Raw genomic sequence first — 18,729 nt, forward strand, 5'->3', positions numbered from 1 at the left:
CCTCTCGTCGCTCTCTTCGGCAGCTCTCGAATCGCTATCCGTCCGTGCTTTTCGGAGGACACCGAATCGGTGTCGAGCACGGATCGCCCGTGGGGAGGTGGTGCGGGCGAAGCCGACCCCACCGTTCGAAGGAGGCCGCGGCCACGCTGGTCGCCCGCGTGTTTCGCCCCGCCCCCGTCCACCGGTGATCCAGGACGCGAACGGCCCGGGAAAGGGGCCGCATCATCGGGTTCCGAAGCACCGCGGTTCCCTCCCGCACAGCTCTACAGCGAGCTCGCCCGAAGGAGTGACTCGCATTGCTACGTCCAGTGGAGGTAGCACGACATGCTGTGAAGTACTGTGAGCACGAACCGTACAATTCCGGCAGGGGTACGCGGCCGCTTCGAGGGAGGTTCCGTGATCACGGCTATGCTCGCCGAGGACATGCACATGCTCCGCGGCGCTCTGGTCGCTCTACTCAAGACGGAACCGGACATCGACGTGGTGGCCGAGATCGTCTCCGGTGACGAAGTGCTGCCGACCGCTCACGAACACCGCCCGAACGTCGCGGTGCTCGACATCGATCTGCCGGGCAAGGACGGGCTGACCGCCGCAGCCGAGATCCACGAGCAACTCCCCGAGATTCGCACTCTCATGCTCACCGGTCTCGGGCGGGCGGCGACGCTTCGCCGAGCGCTGTCGACCAAGGTGGGCGGTTTCATCCTCAAGGACGCCCCACCGACGGAGCTGACCGACGCCATTCGGAGTGTGGCCGCGGGAAATCGGGTGGTGGACAGCCAACTGGCACTGGCGGCGTTCGACACCGTGGAGTGCCCGCTGACCACGCGGGAAACCGAAGTGCTGCGGCTGGCCGCGGACGGCGCCGACGTAGTGGAGATCGCCAGCACCCTGTTTCTGACCGCCGGAACGGTGCGCAACTACCTCACCACCATCGCGAGCAAGCTCAACGCGCGCAACCGGCTCGACGCCGTACGAATCGCCAGGGAGTCCGGCTGGCTGTAGCGGGTACACCGTGAGCGGCCGGAACTCTAGACGGCAGCGGTGGTCCGCTCATCCGGCAGGGTGCCGAGGACGAACTCACCGACACTGACCTCAGCAGGCCAGTTCAGCCGGAATGCCTCGGCTGCCACGGCACCGTTGGAGCTGACCAGCGCACACGGCGCGAGCCGCATCGCGGTGGTGACGAGGTGCAGCGTCTGCTGGAGCAGCCCCACCTGTTTCAACGCCATCGCGTAAGCGATCCCACTGTAAAGCCAGGACACTCGCAGGATTCGCACAGTCATCGTGATCAGTGCCGAGGGGCGCTGGGCCATTCCACCGGACATCCGCGCGCTGTCCAGCAAGTTCCCCATGCGTTCCCCCGGCGTCTCGATCAATGTCACCGAGTGATCGCTCGGATCGTAATGATAGATACCGCGCGGCAGTCCCGAGCAGCGGTCCAGGGTCAGGTAGAGCTCCAGCGCGTGCGTGCCGCCCATGGCGGGATACGGGCGGTCGGTGCTCTCGTACTGTTCTCCCCCCGGGCCGGCCAGGGTCCACACCGACCGGATCCTGGCGCAGCGGTACAGCAGTTCACCGAGCTGGTCGACACTCACCGGTGCACTACCGAAGCACCGATAGGACTTCGCCTGCTCCATCGTCGCCGTCAACGACGCGTCGTGCGCGGTGAACCGCTCCAACGACGGACGGCTCAACCGGAACCGCCTGCCGTGCGGCCTGGCGGGCACCGCCGGTGGTGACGGCAGGTCACTGTGTTCGAAGACCGCGCCGACCGCGGCGTCGTCATGACCGGCTCCGCTCCGCGAGTGGAACAGCAGATCGTGGTGTGACCACGGAGTCAGTCCGGTGTCGGAGTCCTCCGCGAACACCGGCTCCGCGGTTGCCGGGATCCTGGTCCCGACCACCACCATGCCGGCCGCGACCAGGTGGCCGACGAGCTGACGTACCGTCGTTTCGTCGAAGCCCACGCCGGAAGCCAGCTCGCCGATATCGGCGGGCCTCGCCAACATGCCGATCGCCGCGGCCACCCGCGGACGATGCAGCACCACTCGGTACCCCGCCAGCGGGGACTCCAGGACCATCACGCCCTGGTAGGGGCGCAGGGCGACGAAGCGGGACAGTCGGAACTCGTCCCGTTTCTCGATCCGGGGGAATTCGAACGACGCGTCGTGCGTGATCGGCACCGCGGACAACAGCGGTCCGGAGCAGTCGTCGATGGCCAGCGAGTGCACCACCGAGCCCGACAGCAGATCCAACACCCGCATGAGTTCGGGGTAGTTCGGATCGTCCTCCGCCGCACCACCGCGTTGTCTGCTGCCGTTCATGGTGCGCAGGGACAGCATGTTCTCCAGGGCCACCGGTCCCAGACTCATGCGTTGCAGCCACTCCTTCACCCGTGTTCCCGGGTTCGGTATCGAAACCTCCCCCCAGCGAGTGAACACAACCAAGCTGTCCTCGTCAGTCTCGTTGTCCTCGACGAGCGTGTCCTCGCGCAACGACCACAACCTGAATCGCTCCGGTGATCGGGTGTGGACCTGCTGGTACATAATCGCTCCATCATCGGGCTGTCGCTCGTCAGAGAAACAGCGGTAGCGGGTTCAGATCCTCGTAGCGGGTCGGCTCGGCGACCCGACCGAGGCGCACCGGGACGTCGTAGAGTCGTCCGGGGCCGAACCTGGCCCAGAAACTGCGCAGTCCCGGCACGATCGTCTTGACCACCGGCAGTCCTATATCGGGACGGGTCTGGTCGAGCACGAGCAGCTCCATGCCCGACGCCTCCAACCGTCGCTGGACCAGGCTCAGCTCGGCGAGGAGATCCGACTCCTGCTCGGCGACGTGGTCGGCGGCTGTCCGCGGCCGCTGCTTCGGATCGGGCAGCAGGTAGGGCTGGTTGTGGACCGTCGCGGTGCGCCACCAGTGAACCGCGTCGGGGTCGCTCCAGCCGTAGTCGCCGTCATCGTCGATACCGATCATCGTGGGCATCAACTGGTTCAGTTCGGTCAGGCAGCGGTGCAGCGCCACCTGGGGAGAGAGGTGCGCACCGAACCCGAACATGATGTCCTCACTGGGTTTGTCGGTACGCCGGGAGATCGCGACCATGGTCGGAACCCCCAGATCGGAGGTCACGTCCAGTACCCACAGCTGACGGTCCAGCCCGGCGTGGGCCGCGCGTACCTCGTCGATCCACGGATCGGTGAAGGAGTCCAGGTCAACCCCGGCCGCGCGGGTGCGGTTGTACCACCACAGTGCGACCGCGTCCCGCTCCACCAGTTCCAGCAGGCCCTGCAGCACCGCGTCCTCGACGCTGCTACCGGCCGCGTTCCCGTTCGAATCCGCACGCACCGACGACGACCCCGGTGCGTCGAAGTACAACATCCCCGTCGGGAGCAACCGGTGTTGCTTCCTGGTCATCGACCACACTGGCGTCCAGTCCAACTCGGCTTCCTCGTCGAAGGGATCGCAGACGAACTGGAAGGGTGAGTGCCGGCGGTTCCACTCCGCGCGTCCGGTGTACTGCCGCTCGTCGAAAAGCTGGCAGGTGTCGGGATGGATCGCCCTGTCCGACAGTGCGCGGAAACTGCCCCGGACACGTTCCTCGTCGCCGTGGAAATATCCGCAATGCCGTTCCAGCGCCTCGCACAGCGCGCTGACCTCGGCATGCAACGGGGTGGTCCCCTTACCGCCGTTCTCGGTGCGTAACGCCGTACGTAATCGCTCCACTCCCCCGTTTCCGACGGCAAGGTTGGGACCACTGCGAAAGGAGTTGAACAGAGCCGGACCGCGCGGATCCTGTCGGATCTCCTTGATCACACCGGTGACCGGGCTGACCAGGTGCCGGTAGTCGTCGAGCGTTTGCCGGGCCGTGCGCGAGCGTGATCCTCCACCGGTGCCCTCGGCCTTGCGTCGGCTCCGAACCTCCACCGGATGCCACGCCCGGTTACGCACCAGGTCCGGATCACCGCACGAACGGCACTGCGGCCGAGGCCGAACATCGTGGTGCCTCGCCCCCAGGTCGAGGCTGTCCAGGGTCCACACCCCGCGTTGTTCGGCGGACCGATATCCGGCCAACCACTTGCTCGCTTCCAAAGCGACCAGGTGCATTCCGGTAGCGGTCAGCGCGGGTATCGCAGCCCTGACCCGATGCGCGGGCCCTTGTTTCCGCAACGTGGCCTGCACGTGAGCCTCCGCCTGGCGATGCCCCCAGATCCTGGTGGCCATGCAGTGCCAGCAAGCCCGCTCGGACTCGGACGGATCGAAAACCGGCCCGACCCACAACTGCGCGCCAACCGGTTTGGCCAGCAACCACGGCTTGTTCGTCGCCCGGTGTCGGGCGTCCACTTCCCCGAGATCGACACGCAGGTAGTCATCGCAGAGCACCACGGACAGCAGCGTCGATTCGTGCGGCGCGGCCGCCGTGTCCGCAGTTCGGACCCGCAGTCCGGCGCCGGTCAGAGCCTGCCTCGCACTGTCCTCGTCAACATCGCCGAGCGCGATCAAACCCACCGTGGCACCGATGGTCTCCGAACGTACCGTGTCCGCGTCGAGCCCCGCTGTTTCCCAGTACGCGCGCTCGGCGGCATTCCCGCTGCTGACCCGTACCGGGTCCCGCAGCTCCAGCAGATTCGCTTCGGCCAGTTGGATGAGCAAACTACCGGCCTGCTGTGACGTGACACCTTCGGGAAGATCGCGATACAGATCCTCCAGATTCCGGGTACCGTCCAGCATCGGAGCTATCAGCTCCATACCCGATCCCTCCAACGCCGTCACACCACGTTCGGAAAAGACATAAGCGGCGTCTCCGCTGACGACCTCCAGACGTAGGTACGATTTGAAGCCGACCAGCAGTCGCCCCGAGTTCTCGGCCGTCGGATTCATCGAGTCACCGCCTCGATTCGCGTCATCACCGGCTCCGTCGCGGCGGCAACGCCGGCCCAGGAGACCGTGGTGGGTGACACCCGGGCATCGGCGGGATTCGTCCAGCCGTCGAGCTCGTCGATCACCAGCCCCGTACGGGCAGCGACCGCCTGATCACCTGCGAGGTTCAGCGATGCGCAGAACGACGTTATCCGCTCGGACACCGTGGAAGCCATGAGCGCTCCATCCGGGAAGAAGGGAATATCGCTGTGGTACGTTTACCATTCTGCGCCTGGTTCTCCCCCACCACGAGGGCGTGCGTCACCGATTAAACATGCGTTCCTCACAACCGCGCACTATGAGATCCTCATACCACGAGATCCCACTTTTCATCGGACCCTCGTGACACTCGCACTTTACTCGAAGGAGCTCATCGAGCACGATACGCAGTGCACTGGGGAAACAGGGAGAACGAAGTCGTTCTCATTTTTCCTGAAAGCACTTTAATGCCTCGCAGGAATAGAGACGGTCATGTTTTTTCGCGTACTTGGACCACTGGATGTCTCACTCCGAGGAACACCGATCAAAGTTGGGAAGAACCGACAACGGACCGTTCTCGCCGCATTGCTCGCCGAAGCGAACCGAGCCGTTTCGGTGGAGTGGCTCGTGGAAGTGGTGTGGAACGGCAACCCACCGAGAACCGCGGCCGAGCAGATTCAGACCTGCATCTGGCGGCTACGCCGCATGTTCGTGCTGGCGGGCGCTCCGCAGGACCCCATCGAGACCACACCCTCCGGATACGCGCTGCGCGTCGATCCGGACCATGTGGACACCACCCTCTTCGAACGACTCGCCCGAGAGGCCAGGTCCATCGCCTCGGAGGGAGGATCAGCGCTGGCGGCCACACGTTACCGTGAGGCGCTGCGACTGTTCCGCGGCCCGGTGCTGGCCGAGATCTCCTCCCCCCTGCTGCATTCCGTGGCAGCGTCCTGGGAGGAGCGCAGGCTGACAGCCCTGGAAGAATGCTTCAATCTCGAGCTTTCCTCGGGAATGAGCGCCGAGCTCGTCGACGAACTGACGGCGCTGGTGTGGCTGCATCCGTTGCGTGAACGGTTCCGGGCACAGCTCATGCGCGCGCTGCGAGACAGTGATCGCCGCGCCGAGGCGCTGGCGGCCTACCAGGACTGCCGCAACAAGATGGTCTCCGAACTGGGGCTGGAGCCCAGCTCGACATTGCAGGAACTGCACCACGGCATTCTGGCCGATGAACCGGTGAGAACCGATGCGGCCCCGAGCCGCGTTCCCGCTCTGCTGCCCGGCGACATCACCGATTTCGTCGGGCGACAGGACCAGATCACCGAGCTCACCCGATTGCTCACCGACAGCGGTAGCCCCGCCGTCCCCGAGTCCGACAACGCCCGTATGTTCACTCTGCTCGGCCGCAGAGGAGCGGGCAAGACGGCGCTGGCCGTGCACACCGCCCATCGGGTGCGTGACCATTTCCCGGGCGGGCAGCTCTACGCCGACCTCGGCGATACCCCCGGGGACTTGGCGAGGACCGCCGAAATCCTGCGGGGTTTCCTGCGCGCACTCGGCGTTCCCGCCGCCGAGATCCCAGAGGACACGCACGCCTGTGCGTCCCTGTACCGGAGCCTCGTGGCCGAACGCCGGATGCTCGTCGTGCTCGACGACGCGGTGAACTCCGCCCAGATCGAGCGACTACTACCCAGTGGCCCGAGAACCGCGGTGATCGTTACCACGCGGTCCAATCTCACCGATCTGCCGGGTAGCGTCCCGATCGAGGTGGAGACGTTCTCCGAACAGGAAGCGCTGACGCTGCTCGGCCGTATCATCGGGTCCGGACGAGTGGAGGCGGAACTCGGCAGCGCGAGAAAGATAGTAGCGGCAGCGGGCCGGTTGCCGTTGGCGGTCAGAGCCGCCGGTGCCCGGCTGGTCGGGCGGCCGAACGTCGGCCTGGCGCACTTCGCCCAGCGGCTGGGCCATCCGTTCCGCCGGCTGGACATGTTCTCGTACGGAACGCTCGACCTGCGCGCCCGGTTATCGGCCAACACCCACGCCCTGTCGGCGGAGCCCCGAATGCTGTGGTGCGCCCTGGGGCTGGTCGGCATGTCCGATTTCGACACACGTCCCGCGGCACAACTGGCCGACTGTGCCCCCTCACACGCGGAGAGACTGCTGGACCAGCTGGTTGACCAGCGCCTGGTGGACATCACGGGCATCGACGACGAAGAGCACATCCACTACCACATGCACGAGCTGGTCGGTCTGTACGCCAAAGAACGAGCGCATGCGGAGTTACCGGAGCCGGTGCGCACACGTGTTTCCAATGTCGCGGTCAACGGCTTTCCCGACGACTGGCGGACGACCGTGCGCTCCGGTGTGTGACAGCCGTGCCGTCGCCGAACGAAGCACGTCCGCTCGAGGGCACTTTCCGCTCGGCTCGCGGGTCAAGCGACGACACGCTCGTCTTCGTCCGGGACCCGCAGGGGGGCGTAGGCGTACAGCCGGAAACGGTTTCCGGAGTCAATTTCGTAGCCGAGTTCGCCACTGAGCTGACCGAGTCGATGAGTAAGGTTTTCCAGTCCGTTTCCGCTGCCGAAATCCCGATCCGACGACACGGCGGTCACACCATCATTGATCATTTCGACGAAAGCGTTGTCTCCGGCACAACCGACGGTTACCTCACAGTTCCTGGCCCGACTGTGGCGGAGGACGTTGGTCGCCGCTTCCCGCAACACGGTCGCCAGAACCGTGCTGACCCGGATCGGCAGATCCTCGTATTCCTGGTTGATTCGCACCTGAACTCCCGCCGCGGTGAGTACCGAGTGCACGGAGCGGCACTCTTCGTCCAGGGACAGCTCACGGTAGCCGCTCGCCACCGAACGCACGTCGACCAACGCACGGCGCGAGATCTCCAGGATCTCCCCGAGCTCCTCCTTGGCACGCGCGGGCTGACGGTTCACCAACCGGTGGGTCAGCTCGGTCTTCAAAGTGATCGTCGAGAGACTGTAGCCCAACAGATCATGCAGGTCCCGGGCGAAGCGCAGTCTCTCCTGCGCCACCGCCATCTCCGCGAGCTCGGTCCGAACCTCGTGGATCTCACGAACCAGACCCGCCAGCCGGGACAGTCCGTACACCACCAACCCGGTGATCACGGTGGAGACCGAGGTGTAGGCGATGTCCACATAAGTCCCCCCGAACTGCGACTGTGCCACCCCCATGCTCATCACGACCAGCGCGAAGACGGGCCAGGCCACGGCGGGAGTCAGGGTCAGCAGGACGCTTCCCGCGAGGAAGCCGGGCATACCGACCCAGGCCTGCTGAAACTGCAGTATCGGCAGGTACACCAGCCCGGCCTGGAGCAGCAGTGCCAGCAAGCTCCACGGCCGCCGGAACCACGGCGTCTCCCGCCCGAAGTACAGTAGTTGCAGCATCAGCAGCGCCACCATGTACGAGAACGAGAGAACGACTCCGGTCACGCCCACGGGCATCATCAGGACGTGCAGGAAGCCCACCAGGCAGATCGCGCAGAAAACCGTGCTCACCACCAGGCGGGCGATCCTGGGAGCGAAACGGGTGTACGAGACCACGTCATCCGAGGTGGATCCGTCGACACTCGATGCAGCCACCATATCCTCTCACTCGTTGATACTGAATCATCAGCTCAAAAACGTGCTCCTGCGGCACGCAGGACGCTGGCACCCCCAGAGCAAGGAACGCGGGATTCCTGCTGGCGAAGCTACAGCACGCGCACGATCGAGCAAAGCCGTCTTCGGATCGACGAACCACGCTATGAACGGATTCAACGGTCGATCGGCACGACGAGTTCGTTCGGTACCACCATTACGACCAATCCAGGAGTAAGTCAGCGCATAACTCCGGTTTTGGGCCGCCGATACTGGGCTGCTACAACGCCACCGCTTCGTCCTCGGCAGGCGTGCGCGGTAGTTACGACGGGGCCGTTAGGCCCCGCGCGCGGGAGCTACGCCGAATGAAGGATCAACTTGGCAGGCGTTGAAGAATTCCGACCGGCTCTCTCGCTGACAAACAAAGAACCCCGGCAAAGCCCGCCGCATCACGGCGATTCGGAGCTTACTTTCCGGCGCGGGACACGAAACGCCGTTTTCGGCCGTCTGTCCGCACACGCCGTCCCAGGGCATCCCACACCGGGTCACTCGCGCGTGCTCGGGATCAGTCACGGCGGGCGCCCTCCGGCGAGATCACGGTGGTCGGCAGTGCACGGTCCTCCGCCGCCGCCACGATGTCGGCGGTCCCGCCGTAGCCCCGTGCCGGTTCACAGTCCCACACCGAGATCAGCCGGTCGGCACGGTCGATCATTTCGAGGCTGGCGTCCATGTGGGACCGCGAGGTCGATTCCACGTGGTTGAGCCGCACCACGTCCGAAGCACGTGCCATGAGGGCGTCGTAGATCGGGTGATGCTCCGCGGGAAGCCCCTCCCGGTACTGAGCCGCGGGCACGATGACCACGAGCTATCCCCCGTGATCGAGCACAGCCCGGGCGAAGAGGCTGTCGGCGCCGTCCGCCAGGCAACTCAGCCCGACACCTCGGGAGTCCTCGCTATCTCATCGCGGAGCGCGGTGTCCACGACTCGTTCCGTATCGCCGGGGAGACCCCGGTGTCCCGTGATAGCTAGCTCCGTCCTGATGAGCTGCCCGTGCCAGTAGTAACGCATGCTCGACCTTCGCGAGCGCCTGGGGCTTGGGAGCCGCCATCGACGGAACGACGGCAGCGTAGACACTCCTCGCCGCCGAGACGTCACCGAATTTCGCCAGCGCACTGGACTGATAGCGAGCCACCTTCGCCGCCGTGAAAGCGAACACCCAGAGTTCGTCGCTTTGAACAAACGACCGGAGGAGGACTGAACGAAGTGGTTCTCACAGCGCGCTCACGCCGCTAGAATCCCAGCGCAGTGAGTAGGCCCCGCGCACGCGGGGATGGATCGTACGCGTGTTCGACCGGGTCGAGGCTCACGAGGCTGGCCCCGTGCACGCGAGGCCAGCCTCGTGAGGACGACGAAGTCGGCCTCCGGCGGGACGTCACCCTGGAACAGGCCGCTCAGCACCGCTCCTACACGTCGTGCTCACGTAAGGGCCTCGAAGTCGGTATCGATTGGGCATGTGATGCACCCCGCCATACCGCCGAGGTGTCATTCCCGATTTTTTGGGTTATTCTCGGGACTGCAAGGTGTTGGTTCGGCTGTGGGAGGTGTGCCGTGACCACGACCAAACAGCGTGAGCGCGACGAGCTCTTCGACCAGTTCCGGCGGGTCGAAGAGCTCGAAGAGGTCGCCGAGCAGGCCTCGGCGCAGCTGGACCCCACCCAGCTCGACCGCTTGCGCTCCGTGGCACGACGCACGCTCGCGGGCATCAAGCCGGTTCGTGTCTCCCTGGCCAGTGAGCTGCTCGACCTCGACGAGAAAACGATCAGGAGTTGGACCGAGGAAGGTGTGCTCACCGAGGCCGACACGGCCAGCACCCGGCGACTGCTGGACCCCGAACGGCTGCACGAGGTGCTGCACATCGTGCGCGAGTTACGCGCCAACGGCAAACGAGCAGATCTGCTCGACGCGGTGTGGTGGAAGCTCAGCGACCAGGCAGTCCTCGACCGGGAGGACCTGGCCGACAGCCTGGCGGAGATGCGTCGCGGCGACGTGCACAAAGCATGACCGACAGTTATCAATGACTACCGGTGGTGTTGAGATCATCACCGCGTGACCGTTGACGTCGAAATCACCAGCACTGCTCAGCAGCAGCGAAAGATGCTTCGCAACAAACACGCGAAACACTTCGAGCAGTGGTTGGAGGAACTCAAACGGGACGGTTGCCGTGGGCTCCAATACCGCTTGACCGGCGATCTCGTCGAACGACTCCGCGTACGGCACCTCACCGGCCCGCTGCGCGTGATCGTCGCGTTCCACAGCGCCGAACACGCCACAATCGTTCTCATCGGGACCCACGACGACAGCGACCCCGGCATCGACGTCTACCGGCACCTGTACTCCCTGGCCGGGATCGAAACCCCGTCCGCGCGAACGCGGACGAAACCACCCTGCTGCGACGAAGAAGGGCACCCACCCTCGGACGACGAGGAGATCATCGACCTGGTCCAGCGGGCCCAACGTCTACGACGTCGACGCACAAGCTGATTCCCCGAAGTGGCGCATCGGATAGATATCGCCGCGACATGCTCATCGGCACACGCTGAAGCTTCCGGCGCCGCACGAATCCGGTACCGCCCTGGATTTCTACGGCGAGACTTTTGGCGAAGTACTCAGTCGGGCAGCACCTCGCGCATGACCCGGATTGTGTTGCCGCCCATGATCGCGGCGATGTCGGCTTCGGAATGCCCGCGTTCACGCAGTTCCCGCGTGATCACCGCGATGTCGCTGGTGTCCCAGCCGACCGTTGTGGACCCGTCGTAGTCGCTGCCCAGCGCGGCCGTCTCGATGCCGCCGACGTCGATGACGTGCTCGATGGCGTCGACCACGGCGGCGGGTGTGGTGTCGCAGACGGCGGCATCCCAGTAGCCGATGCCGACGACTCCGCCGGTACGCGCCACGCCGCGGATCTCCTCGTCGGTCAGGTTGCGGTTGACGTCGCAGGTGGCCTGTACACCGCCGTGGCTGTACACCACGGGTTTCGTGGCACGGTCGAGCATCTCGGCCACCGCGCGATGGCTGGAGTGCGCGATGTCGACGATGACCCCCCGTTGTTCCAGCTCGTCGAACACCCGGCGGCCCAGGTCGGTGAGTCCGCCCTTGTCGATACCGTGCATCGAGCCGACGACCTCGTTGTCGAAGAAGTGGGCGAAGCTCGCCATCCGCATGCCGGCGTCGAACAACACCTCGACGTTGCCCTGCTCGCCCTCGAGATTGTGCAGGCCCTCCACGGAGAAGAGCGCGCCGGTGACCCGCTCACCGGCTTCGCGGGCGGCGATCAGCTCGTCGAGGTCGGCTCGGGTGCGGATCAGCACCAGGCGACCGTCGGAACGCGCGGCCGCGTCGCTGAGCTTCTCGGCGTGGTAGAGCGACCGTTCGAGCAGCGAGGTCCATGTCGCCGGTGGCTGCAGCTGGGCGATGGCCAGCGGGGTGATGTTGTCGGTGTCGGCGGAGTTGGACTCGTAGTTCTGGCCCCTCGGGGACTTCGACACCGACGAGAACACCTGGAGACCCACGTTGCCCTCCTCGAGCCGAGGCAGGTCGACGTGCCCTCGGTCGGAGCGCTCGAGCAGGTCACGATCCCACATCAGCGTGTCGGCGTGCATGTCCACGATCGGCAACGAGTCGTGCAGCTCCCGCGTGGACGCGTCGACCGCGGGCAGGCGGGTGTCGACGACCTGGTTCATGCGGCGCTCGACGATCCCGGGCGCGAACACGAAGAACGCGATCACCGCGAGCACCACGAAGATCGAGCCCGCACTGACGGTCCACCGCAGCCACCCGCGCTTGATCCGAGCCACGAACGCGAACCGTAGCGCTTTCACCGATCCGTGGTCCATCCCCGCGTGCGCGGGGACGCACCGGCAGTGCACTGGGGGCCCGGAACGAGACCTCCGGGCAGCGGTGACGGGCCGAGCGATGCTCTCGACCGCAGCCGGGCACGCACCCGGTCCGGTCAAGGACTGTCCTTCGCGGGACTTGCCGCATGCCGTTGTAACGATTAGTGTTACGACTAGGGTCGAGCGGGGAGGTGGAGACCGACGTGAGCGCCAACAGCAGACTGACCGTCGCGGCGCACGCCCTGACGTGGATCGGGCTGTATCAGCGGCGCGGTCATGAGGTCGCCACCTCCGAACAGATCGCGACGAGTGTCAACACCAACCCGGTGGTGATCCGCCGCCTGCTGGCCGAGCTGCGCAAGGCGGGCCTGGCCGATTCGCAGCGGGGAGCGGGGGCGGGCTGGATGCTCGTGCGGGACCTGGAGACGATCACCCTGCTCGACGTCTACCAGGCGATCGATCCGGGACCGATCTTCGCCTTGCACCGCGCGAGGCCGAACCCCGAGTGCGTCGTGGGAAACGGCATCGGGCCCGCGATGACCGCCGTGTACGACGAGGTGGAGGCCGCCCTGCGCGGGGAGCTGGCCAAGACCACGTTGGAGGACGTACTGCGGGACGTCTTGAAAGCCGCCTGACCTCGGGCCGTTGATTTTCCCTGACCCTGGGGAAATCACGGCCGCGAACATCGATCATCGATGTAACAAAAATAGTTACAGCAAAGAATCGGAGAATCCCATGGGACAGCTGGACGACAAGAGCGCCCTCGTCACCGGCGCATCCAGCGGCATCGGACTGGCGATCGCCCGCCGTTTCGCCGCCGAGGGCGCGACCGTCTACCTCACCGGCCGCCGCAAGGCCGAGCTGGACGCCGCCGTCGCGCGGGTCGGCGCCCGAGGCATCGCCGTCCAGAGCGACGCCTCGGACCACGGCGACCTCGACCGGCTCTTCGCCGAGATCGCGGACCGCAGCGGCCGACTGGACATCGTGGTGGCCAACGCCGGGGTCGGGGACTACGCTCCGCTCGGCACCATCACCGAGCAGGAGTACGACCGCACGACCTCGATCAATCTCAAGGGCACGGTCTTCACCGTCCAGAAAGCACTGCCGCTGCTGACGACGGGCGCCTCGGTGATGCTGGTCTCCTCCAGCGCGGCCCTGCGGGCCGCCCCGGGCCTGGGCGTCTACGCCGCGACCAAGGCCGCGATCCGCAGCCTCGCCCGCACCTGGGCCGCCGAGCTCGCGGACCGCGGAATCCGCGTCAACACCCTCACTCCCGGCGATGTCGAGACCCCGGGCGGGGACGAACTGCGCGCCGCTTTCCCGCACGGCGATCAGCCCACCGAAGCCGAGTCCACCCCAATCACCCCGCTCGGCCGGATCGGTCGTCCCGAGGAGGTCGCCGCCACCGCGCTCTACCTGGCCGGGGACCAGAGCAGCTTCACCACCGGTGCGGAACTGCTCGTCGACGGCGGCGCCACGCAGCTCTAGACACCGATCGGCGATACGGAACACCTGTGCTCGGCGGACCGCTGACCGGCGAGCACTTCCGGTTCCAGGGCCGCGGCCCGACCGACACACCACACGCGAACGACAGGACGAAGGACGAGGACGATGGCAACGGACACGCAGACCTCGCGGGCCGTGGCGGAGAAGTTCGTGGAGCGCCTCGGCAGGCAGGACCCGGAAGGCATCCAGGAACTGTTCGCCGCGGAGATCGACTGGTACGTCCCCGGCAGTGACGAGCTGCCCTGGACCGGACCCCGTACCAGCCGGGAGGAGGTCGCGCCGTACTTCACCACGATGTGGCCGCAGTTCGAGCCCGGCAGGAGCGAGGTCGTGCTGGATCGGGTCATCGTCGACGGTGGTGACGTGATGCTGCTGGCGATCTTCACGCACACCGTCGTGTCCACCGGCAAGGAGTTCACCACACCGGTGGCCATGCACCTGGTGGTCGAGGACGGCCGGATCATCCGCATGCACCTGCACGAGGACACGCTGACCGTCCACGAGGCGTTCACCGCTGGCTGAGCGGAGAGGGCTCGGGAACTCCGTGGCACGGGGCGGCCCGGCCGGGCACGTACGGTCTCGCCGTTCGGCCGGGCCCGCCGATCCGCTCATGGCCGCAGGCCGCGAGGACTCCTCGACACCGACCTGAACGGACGGGATTCACGCGAAAAAGCGCCTCCGGAACGAATCCGGAGGCGCTGGACTTCACACGCGAAAGTCAGCCGAACTTCTCGGCCTTCACCGCATCGATGAACGCCGACCACTGAGCACCAGTCGTAGTGAAGTACCCGACCGAACGATCCTTCGTGTCACGCACCGCCGCGCCGTCGTTGAAACGGCCGATTTCGACGCACGCAGTGTTATTACTGGACCGGCTCGACTTCCGCCATCCTGCGGGATGTTGTTTCACGGTATGCTCTCCTCGAAATCGTTTGCGCGTGCGGCGATGAACTCCTTTGCCTGTTCCGGGGTCATCGCTGCATCGCGCAGGTTACCTACAGCGTCCTTGTAAATCTCTACGGCGTGGGGAGCTGTGAGGAACGCAGCGGACCCGAGGTGTTCGAGGTGCACGATCGGCGCGGCGCGAGGGAACTCGATCAGCATGAACTGGCCACTGTGCGCGGAAGTCCATGCGCCGGGGTTCGATGGAATGATTCGCAGTGTCACATTCGGCAGGTCCGCGATCTTTCCGACATGCCGTAGCTGGTCGGCCATGATTTCCGGCGCTGCGATGCGTTCGGTGAGCGCGCGCTCCATGAGGATCGCCTCGAAGGTGGGAGCCTGCCGACTGGTGAGAATATCGCGACGACTGGAACGCATCGCGATCCGTGTTTCCTGCTCCGGCCCCTGCGAAGTCGCCATGACGGTGCGAGCGTAGTCGGCCGTCTGAAGCAATCCCGGAACGAGCAGCGGCGCTACCTCCGTGATCGCCGAGGCGGTGCGCTCGTACTCAATCAAAGTCACGAGCTCTTGATGGACACCGGGGATACCAGCACGCAGCCAGTCCGGACCGTCGCTCTCACGCGCCAATTCCGTGAGCCGGTCTCGTTCGGAGGCCGGGAGTCCGAGTGCGACGGTTATACCAGCGACATCCTCCGGGGTTGCTGTTCGGACTCCGGTTTCCGTTCGGGTAATCCACGCATGCCCGATATTGAGCTTGCGAGCCAGTTCGCGTACTCCGGTACCGGTTGATTCACGCGCTTTTCGCAGTTCAGCTCCAAGTGTGCGCGCTTTCGGGCTTCCTGGCCTGGTTCCCGTCATGAACCAATCGTAGAACAACCTTCGCGCTTACTGGATCACTCGATCGAGGCATTGCGATGGTGGATCCGAACCATCAAAGTGGTTCCTAGCCACAGGATCGGATACGAAACGTCAAAGGAATGATACGCAATGCCACACATCTACGACGTATCGCACCCGGGCATACGGCTGCGGTGCAGGGACGAGTCCGGCTCGTCGTCGCTGCGGATCTGGCGGTCACAGTGGACGCCGAGGGTGATCCGGATCGACACGCCGACCGTTTACAACCGGACCGAGTGGACGGTCGAGCAGGCGAAGCTGCTGCGGGACGTGCTCGACGACGCGATCCGGGCGGGCGAGCGGTCATGAGCCATCCGCACACCCAGCTTTCCGTCTTCCTGCGACGCGGCGAGTGGATGCTCAGTGACGCCGCCTTCGAGATCGGCGGGCAGCGCTACACCGCGACGCAGTGCCACGACACCGCCACCGTGCTCGACGAGCTCGCCGCCGCACTGCGCCAACACGCCACCGCACTGCCGAGCGGCGAGCTCCCAACCGGCGAACTTCCCACCGACAGCACTCCCGCTGACAGCACTCCCAGCGACGACGCGAACGAATCGGATGCCTGAGGCACCGCCCCCGGAAGCGCCACCCGGCGCAACGCCGGAGCAGCTCCGGGCCGACGCGGCACCCACGGAGATCATGCCCGCCCTGCGGGCGGGGCGCTGGTCCCGCTGGCGCGGCACGCTGCCACTGACCGCGATCACGAAGCGCCGACCGGGCAGCAGCGGCCTACCCGCTCGGCCCACCGAGACCAACGCGCCGACACCCCTCGACCCGCCACACCCACAGCTGCTCGCCCGCATCCTCACCGGCTTACGCGCCCTTTGAACCACGGCCCGGTCCCGTGAGCCCCGACCTCCGGAGCCGGACCGTCCGCCGCCCGGCCGGGCCGCTCCCCTTCCCCGTCCCGGCCGGGCGGTTCCAAATCGCACGCGAGAACCGCGCGCCCCGACCACCGAAACGCCAACGAGTCCCCGGAACGACACGACGATCTCCCGAGACGACACAGCTACGCGGAAAGGACAACCGGAATGACAATCCCCGAACACGGGGCTCCCCGCACGCGGGAGATCGAGCCGGACACGGCGCCGCGCGCCGGTGATGCCTCGTGACCGGTCACCCGACGCGGCCGAACATCGCCCTGAACCACGACCCCGAACGGCTGAACCGCACCATCCACGACATAGCGGCCGGTCGGGCGACCGCCCGGCAGTGCGCCGAGACCGCCTCGGCGCTGCGGCACCTCTCCCACGAACTGAGCGACCACGCCGCCGTACTCGCCTTCGGCGGCCCGCCACCGAGCGAGCAGCCACCCACCACCGGGCCAACTACCGAGGAACCACGGAAGCGAGAGGATTCCGAATGAACACCCATCCGGTCATGCTGCTGGGCACGGGGGTGCTGCTGGTGGGCACCGCGATCGTGCTCAGCGCCTGGGGAAACCGCGTCAGCTACCGACCCCGCCACGCGGGTGGCAGTGGTCCCGCTGCCCGACGGCTGGCCGCGCTGCGGCTGGAGTCCTACTTCCGGACCGAGCGACCCGCCGCCGAAGTCATCGACTGGCCGCTGTACGACCCGGACCGATATCCGCGGCTGTTCGACCTCGCGGCACCGCAACCGGTTCCGCCGCCCGGCCCGGCGATTCCGGAGCCCGTACAACCGATCTCCGGCGCGACCATCGGGGACGGAAACCCCACCGGTGCCACGGAGAGTCCCGGAGCCGAGCATCCCGATCTCGCGCTCCTGCGCCGCGTACTCGACGGACTGCACCGGCTCTAGAAGCTTCCGCCACCGCTTCGCCCCGCGCTACCCGACTTCGCCCCGCGCTACCCCGTCCCCGGGAAACGGCGGGAGGATCGCTGCCTCGCCACTTTCGCCCGGCCTCGGACAGCGTCGATTTCTCGCGAAATCGCCGGGCGGGTGGGGGGCGAGCACCGATTCGGAAGGTGAGTTCAGTCACGATGCGGGTCGGAGTCCGAGGGCTCGTCGTCCACCGGGGGGTCGGATTCGACGCTGTCGGCCTCACCGCGCAGCTGCGCCCGCAACTGTTCTTTACGTTCCGAGCGTTCGGCGGCCCGCTCGGCCATGCCCGTGGCGACCCTGCGGCGCAGTCCCGCGAAGACCACCAGGGAAAGCGGCATGGCCACCACCACGGCCACGGCCAGCGCCACCAGCAGCGGAACGTCGAAAAGCATGAGTACGGCAGCCAGCACGGCGAGCAGTCCGAACCTGGCGACGGTGTAGAGCGTGATGTCCCGCGCGAGGTTGCCACCGCGCGGTGGCCGGTCCGCGCCGGAGGTCTCCCGGTCGCGCGGCTCCTCCGGGCCCTCGGGCGTTCCCTGCTGCTGTTGCTGCACGTCAGCCAGGGTAGAGGACAGCCCCAAGGCACCACGCTCCGCCCGAACCGCACCTTTCGTCCCTTACTTTCCCTTTACCTGGACCCAACGGTTCGAGTACCTGCCCCCATCAGTGCCAGGATGCGACCGGAATGCCCGGATACCATCCATTCGACCGTGGAGGTCACCAGTGACAGCGTCGACCCAACAGATCCCGCAGAACGGCCAGGACCATCTGCTCACCCCAGGAGAGGTCGCCGCTATGTTCCGGGTTGACCCGAAAACCGTGACCCGTTGGGCCACCGCGGGCCGGATCGGCTCGATCCGCACGCCGGGCGGACACCGTCGGTTCCGCGAGTCCGAGGTCCGCACGATGCTCGCCGAGCTGACCAACGACGCGGACATGGTCAACGGAATCGGCACCGCCCGCTGACCGGAGTTCCCAGTTGACCGGAGTTCCCGGTTGATCGATGTTCCCGAATGATCGGAGTTCTCCGCGCACCCTCCACCGGGTGCTCACCCGACTCCGAGTGAACGGGGAACCACGGCCCGGCCGAGCCGACGCCTTGCTGTGTGGCAGGGCACGGGGACCGCGAGGCACGAACCTTCGAGGTCACGAACCCTGCCGTCCGGCAATGCGACCGGCTCGGCCCCGGCCGGAACCACACCCACCGTCGCCCCTGACCACCG

Annotated in this window: 21 protein-coding genes and 1 pseudogene; 13 read left to right on the plus strand and 9 right to left on the minus strand. The window is 66.3% G+C overall.

The genetic code is table 11. The annotated features are described in order from the left end of the window. The first annotated feature begins 408 nt into the window (after window positions 1-408). The gene (locus J2S53_RS13565) at window positions 409-1,002 is read left to right on the plus strand and encodes a response regulator transcription factor (RefSeq protein ID WP_198319611.1); all 594 of its coding nucleotides are present in this window, start codon (window positions 409-411) and stop codon (window positions 1,000-1,002) included. Between the two features lie 26 nt (window positions 1,003-1,028). On the opposite strand, the gene J2S53_RS13570 is transcribed toward J2S53_RS13565, so the two are convergent. From J2S53_RS13570 to J2S53_RS13580, 3 genes are read right to left on the minus strand one after another with little or no spacing between them, the layout of a single operon-like run. After that, window positions 1,029-2,546 (minus strand): SagB family peptide dehydrogenase, encoded by a 1,518-nt coding sequence (locus J2S53_RS13570; RefSeq protein WP_456241261.1) that lies wholly within the window; start codon window positions 2,544-2,546, stop codon window positions 1,029-1,031. Between the two features lie 28 nt (window positions 2,547-2,574). After that, on the minus strand, window positions 2,575-4,875 hold the full coding sequence (locus tag J2S53_RS13575; RefSeq protein WP_456241262.1) for a TOMM precursor leader peptide-binding protein: 2,301 nt from the start codon (window positions 4,873-4,875) through the stop codon (window positions 2,575-2,577). After that, on the minus strand, window positions 4,872-5,090 hold the full coding sequence (locus tag J2S53_RS13580; RefSeq protein ID WP_456241263.1) for a hypothetical protein: 219 nt from the start codon (window positions 5,088-5,090) through the stop codon (window positions 4,872-4,874). The genes J2S53_RS13575 and J2S53_RS13580 overlap by 4 nt, the downstream gene beginning before the upstream one ends. 430 nt (window positions 5,091-5,520) lie before the next feature. Between J2S53_RS13580 and J2S53_RS13585 the strand changes: the two genes are divergently transcribed. Then, window positions 5,521-7,260, plus strand: coding sequence for a BTAD domain-containing putative transcriptional regulator (locus J2S53_RS13585; protein ID WP_456241264.1), 1,740 nt, complete (start codon window positions 5,521-5,523; stop codon window positions 7,258-7,260). A 62-nt stretch (window positions 7,261-7,322) separates the two neighbouring features. Here J2S53_RS13585 and J2S53_RS13590 read toward each other — a convergent pair whose 3' ends face one another. Both J2S53_RS13590 and J2S53_RS13595 read right to left on the minus strand, forming a co-directional pair. Continuing rightward, entirely contained in the window at window positions 7,323-8,504 is a 1,182-nt protein-coding gene (locus J2S53_RS13590; RefSeq protein WP_456241265.1) for a sensor histidine kinase, read from the minus strand. A gap of 562 nt (window positions 8,505-9,066) precedes the next feature. After that, a pseudogene (locus tag J2S53_RS13595) lies at window positions 9,067-9,569 on the minus strand (hypothetical protein). A gap of 540 nt (window positions 9,570-10,109) precedes the next feature. On the opposite strand from J2S53_RS13595, the gene J2S53_RS13600 reads away from it, so the two are divergent. Together J2S53_RS13600 and J2S53_RS13605 are read left to right on the plus strand one after the other, a co-directional pair. Then, window positions 10,110-10,562 (plus strand): MerR family transcriptional regulator, encoded by a 453-nt coding sequence (locus tag J2S53_RS13600; protein ID WP_456241266.1) that lies wholly within the window; start codon window positions 10,110-10,112, stop codon window positions 10,560-10,562. Window positions 10,563-10,607: 45 nt separating this feature from the next. Further along, window positions 10,608-11,042 (plus strand): hypothetical protein, encoded by a 435-nt coding sequence (locus J2S53_RS13605; protein WP_456241267.1) that lies wholly within the window; start codon window positions 10,608-10,610, stop codon window positions 11,040-11,042. A 125-nt stretch (window positions 11,043-11,167) separates the two neighbouring features. On the opposite strand, the gene J2S53_RS13610 is transcribed toward J2S53_RS13605, so the two are convergent. After that, a complete protein-coding gene (locus J2S53_RS13610) occupies window positions 11,168-12,355 on the minus strand; it encodes a dipeptidase (protein ID WP_456241268.1) in 1,188 nt (395 codons plus the stop codon). Between the two features lie 242 nt (window positions 12,356-12,597). On the opposite strand from J2S53_RS13610, the gene J2S53_RS13615 reads away from it, so the two are divergent. The 3 genes from J2S53_RS13615 to J2S53_RS13625 all read left to right on the plus strand — a co-directional run bounded on the left by J2S53_RS13615 (window position 12,598) and on the right by J2S53_RS13625 (window position 14,422). Beyond that, the gene (locus tag J2S53_RS13615) at window positions 12,598-13,029 is read left to right on the plus strand and encodes an Rrf2 family transcriptional regulator (protein WP_456241269.1); all 432 of its coding nucleotides are present in this window, start codon (window positions 12,598-12,600) and stop codon (window positions 13,027-13,029) included. A 100-nt stretch (window positions 13,030-13,129) separates the two neighbouring features. Next, window positions 13,130-13,882 (plus strand): SDR family NAD(P)-dependent oxidoreductase, encoded by a 753-nt coding sequence (locus J2S53_RS13620; protein WP_456241270.1) that lies wholly within the window; start codon window positions 13,130-13,132, stop codon window positions 13,880-13,882. 123 nt (window positions 13,883-14,005) lie between these two features. Further along, window positions 14,006-14,422 (plus strand): nuclear transport factor 2 family protein, encoded by a 417-nt coding sequence (locus J2S53_RS13625; protein WP_456241271.1) that lies wholly within the window; start codon window positions 14,006-14,008, stop codon window positions 14,420-14,422. A gap of 196 nt (window positions 14,423-14,618) precedes the next feature. On the opposite strand, the gene J2S53_RS13630 is transcribed toward J2S53_RS13625, so the two are convergent. Together J2S53_RS13630 and J2S53_RS13635 are read right to left on the minus strand one after the other, a co-directional pair. Beyond that, window positions 14,619-14,810 (minus strand): DUF397 domain-containing protein, encoded by a 192-nt coding sequence (locus J2S53_RS13630; protein WP_092926044.1) that lies wholly within the window; start codon window positions 14,808-14,810, stop codon window positions 14,619-14,621. Then, window positions 14,807-15,661 carry a helix-turn-helix domain-containing protein gene (locus tag J2S53_RS13635; protein ID WP_456241272.1) on the minus strand — a complete coding sequence of 285 codons (855 nt, stop codon included), beginning with the start codon at window positions 15,659-15,661 and terminating at the stop codon, window positions 14,807-14,809. Before J2S53_RS13635 ends, J2S53_RS13630 begins: the two co-directional genes overlap by 4 nt. Before the next feature lie 129 nt (window positions 15,662-15,790). Here J2S53_RS13635 and J2S53_RS13640 point away from each other — a divergent pair, with 129 nt between their 5' ends. The 5 genes from J2S53_RS13640 to J2S53_RS13660 all read left to right on the plus strand — a co-directional run bounded on the left by J2S53_RS13640 (window position 15,791) and on the right by J2S53_RS13660 (window position 17,482). Beyond that, on the plus strand, window positions 15,791-16,009 hold the full coding sequence (locus J2S53_RS13640; RefSeq protein WP_456241273.1) for a hypothetical protein: 219 nt from the start codon (window positions 15,791-15,793) through the stop codon (window positions 16,007-16,009). Further along, window positions 16,006-16,269: a hypothetical protein gene (locus J2S53_RS13645; protein ID WP_456241274.1), complete on the plus strand. Its 264-nt coding sequence runs from the start codon at window positions 16,006-16,008 to the stop codon at window positions 16,267-16,269. Before J2S53_RS13640 ends, J2S53_RS13645 begins: the two co-directional genes overlap by 4 nt. Continuing rightward, the gene (locus J2S53_RS13650) at window positions 16,262-16,531 is read left to right on the plus strand and encodes a hypothetical protein (protein ID WP_456241275.1); all 270 of its coding nucleotides are present in this window, start codon (window positions 16,262-16,264) and stop codon (window positions 16,529-16,531) included. Before J2S53_RS13645 ends, J2S53_RS13650 begins: the two co-directional genes overlap by 8 nt. Window positions 16,532-16,811: 280 nt before the next feature. After that, window positions 16,812-17,069 carry a hypothetical protein gene (locus J2S53_RS13655; RefSeq protein ID WP_456241276.1) on the plus strand — a complete coding sequence of 86 codons (258 nt, stop codon included), beginning with the start codon at window positions 16,812-16,814 and terminating at the stop codon, window positions 17,067-17,069. Further along, window positions 17,066-17,482, plus strand: a complete 417-nt coding sequence (locus tag J2S53_RS13660) for a hypothetical protein (RefSeq protein ID WP_456241277.1) — start codon at window positions 17,066-17,068, stop codon at window positions 17,480-17,482. The genes J2S53_RS13655 and J2S53_RS13660 overlap by 4 nt, the downstream gene beginning before the upstream one ends. A gap of 173 nt (window positions 17,483-17,655) precedes the next feature. Here J2S53_RS13660 and J2S53_RS13665 read toward each other — a convergent pair whose 3' ends face one another. Continuing rightward, on the minus strand, window positions 17,656-18,087 hold the full coding sequence (locus J2S53_RS13665; RefSeq protein WP_456241278.1) for a DUF4229 domain-containing protein: 432 nt from the start codon (window positions 18,085-18,087) through the stop codon (window positions 17,656-17,658). A gap of 142 nt (window positions 18,088-18,229) precedes the next feature. On the opposite strand from J2S53_RS13665, the gene J2S53_RS13670 reads away from it, so the two are divergent. Next, entirely contained in the window at window positions 18,230-18,472 is a 243-nt protein-coding gene (locus J2S53_RS13670) for a BldC family transcriptional regulator (protein ID WP_092976768.1), read from the plus strand. Window positions 18,473-18,729: the final 257 nt, after the last annotated feature.

Origin of the sequence: Actinopolyspora lacussalsi (assembly GCA_030803735.1) — a bacterium.
In the GTDB taxonomy this organism is placed as follows: domain Bacteria; phylum Actinomycetota; class Actinomycetes; order Mycobacteriales; family Pseudonocardiaceae; genus Actinopolyspora; species Actinopolyspora lacussalsi.

What these genes read in the sequence shown, in the direction of transcription:
- J2S53_RS13565 (WP_198319611.1), top strand. Translation starts at nt 409, where the DNA reads ATGCTCGCCGAGGACATGCACATGCTCCGCGGCGCTCTGGTCGCTCTA.
- J2S53_RS13570 (WP_456241261.1), bottom strand. Translation starts at nt 2,546, where the DNA reads ATGTACCAGCAGGTCCACACCCGATCACCGGAGCGATTCAGGTTGTGG.
- J2S53_RS13575 (WP_456241262.1), bottom strand. Translation starts at nt 4,875, where the DNA reads ATGAATCCGACGGCCGAGAACTCGGGGCGACTGCTGGTCGGCTTCAAA.
- J2S53_RS13580 (WP_456241263.1), bottom strand. Translation starts at nt 5,090, where the DNA reads ATGGCTTCCACGGTGTCCGAGCGGATAACGTCGTTCTGCGCATCGCTG.
- J2S53_RS13620 (WP_456241270.1), top strand. Translation starts at nt 13,130, where the DNA reads ATGGGACAGCTGGACGACAAGAGCGCCCTCGTCACCGGCGCATCCAGC.
- J2S53_RS13625 (WP_456241271.1), top strand. Translation starts at nt 14,006, where the DNA reads ATGGCAACGGACACGCAGACCTCGCGGGCCGTGGCGGAGAAGTTCGTG.
- J2S53_RS13635 (WP_456241272.1), bottom strand. Translation starts at nt 15,661, where the DNA reads ATGACGGGAACCAGGCCAGGAAGCCCGAAAGCGCGCACACTTGGAGCT.
- J2S53_RS13640 (WP_456241273.1), top strand. Translation starts at nt 15,791, where the DNA reads ATGCCACACATCTACGACGTATCGCACCCGGGCATACGGCTGCGGTGC.
- J2S53_RS13645 (WP_456241274.1), top strand. Translation starts at nt 16,006, where the DNA reads ATGAGCCATCCGCACACCCAGCTTTCCGTCTTCCTGCGACGCGGCGAG.
- J2S53_RS13650 (WP_456241275.1), top strand. Translation starts at nt 16,262, where the DNA reads ATGCCTGAGGCACCGCCCCCGGAAGCGCCACCCGGCGCAACGCCGGAG.
- J2S53_RS13660 (WP_456241277.1), top strand. Translation starts at nt 17,066, where the DNA reads ATGAACACCCATCCGGTCATGCTGCTGGGCACGGGGGTGCTGCTGGTG.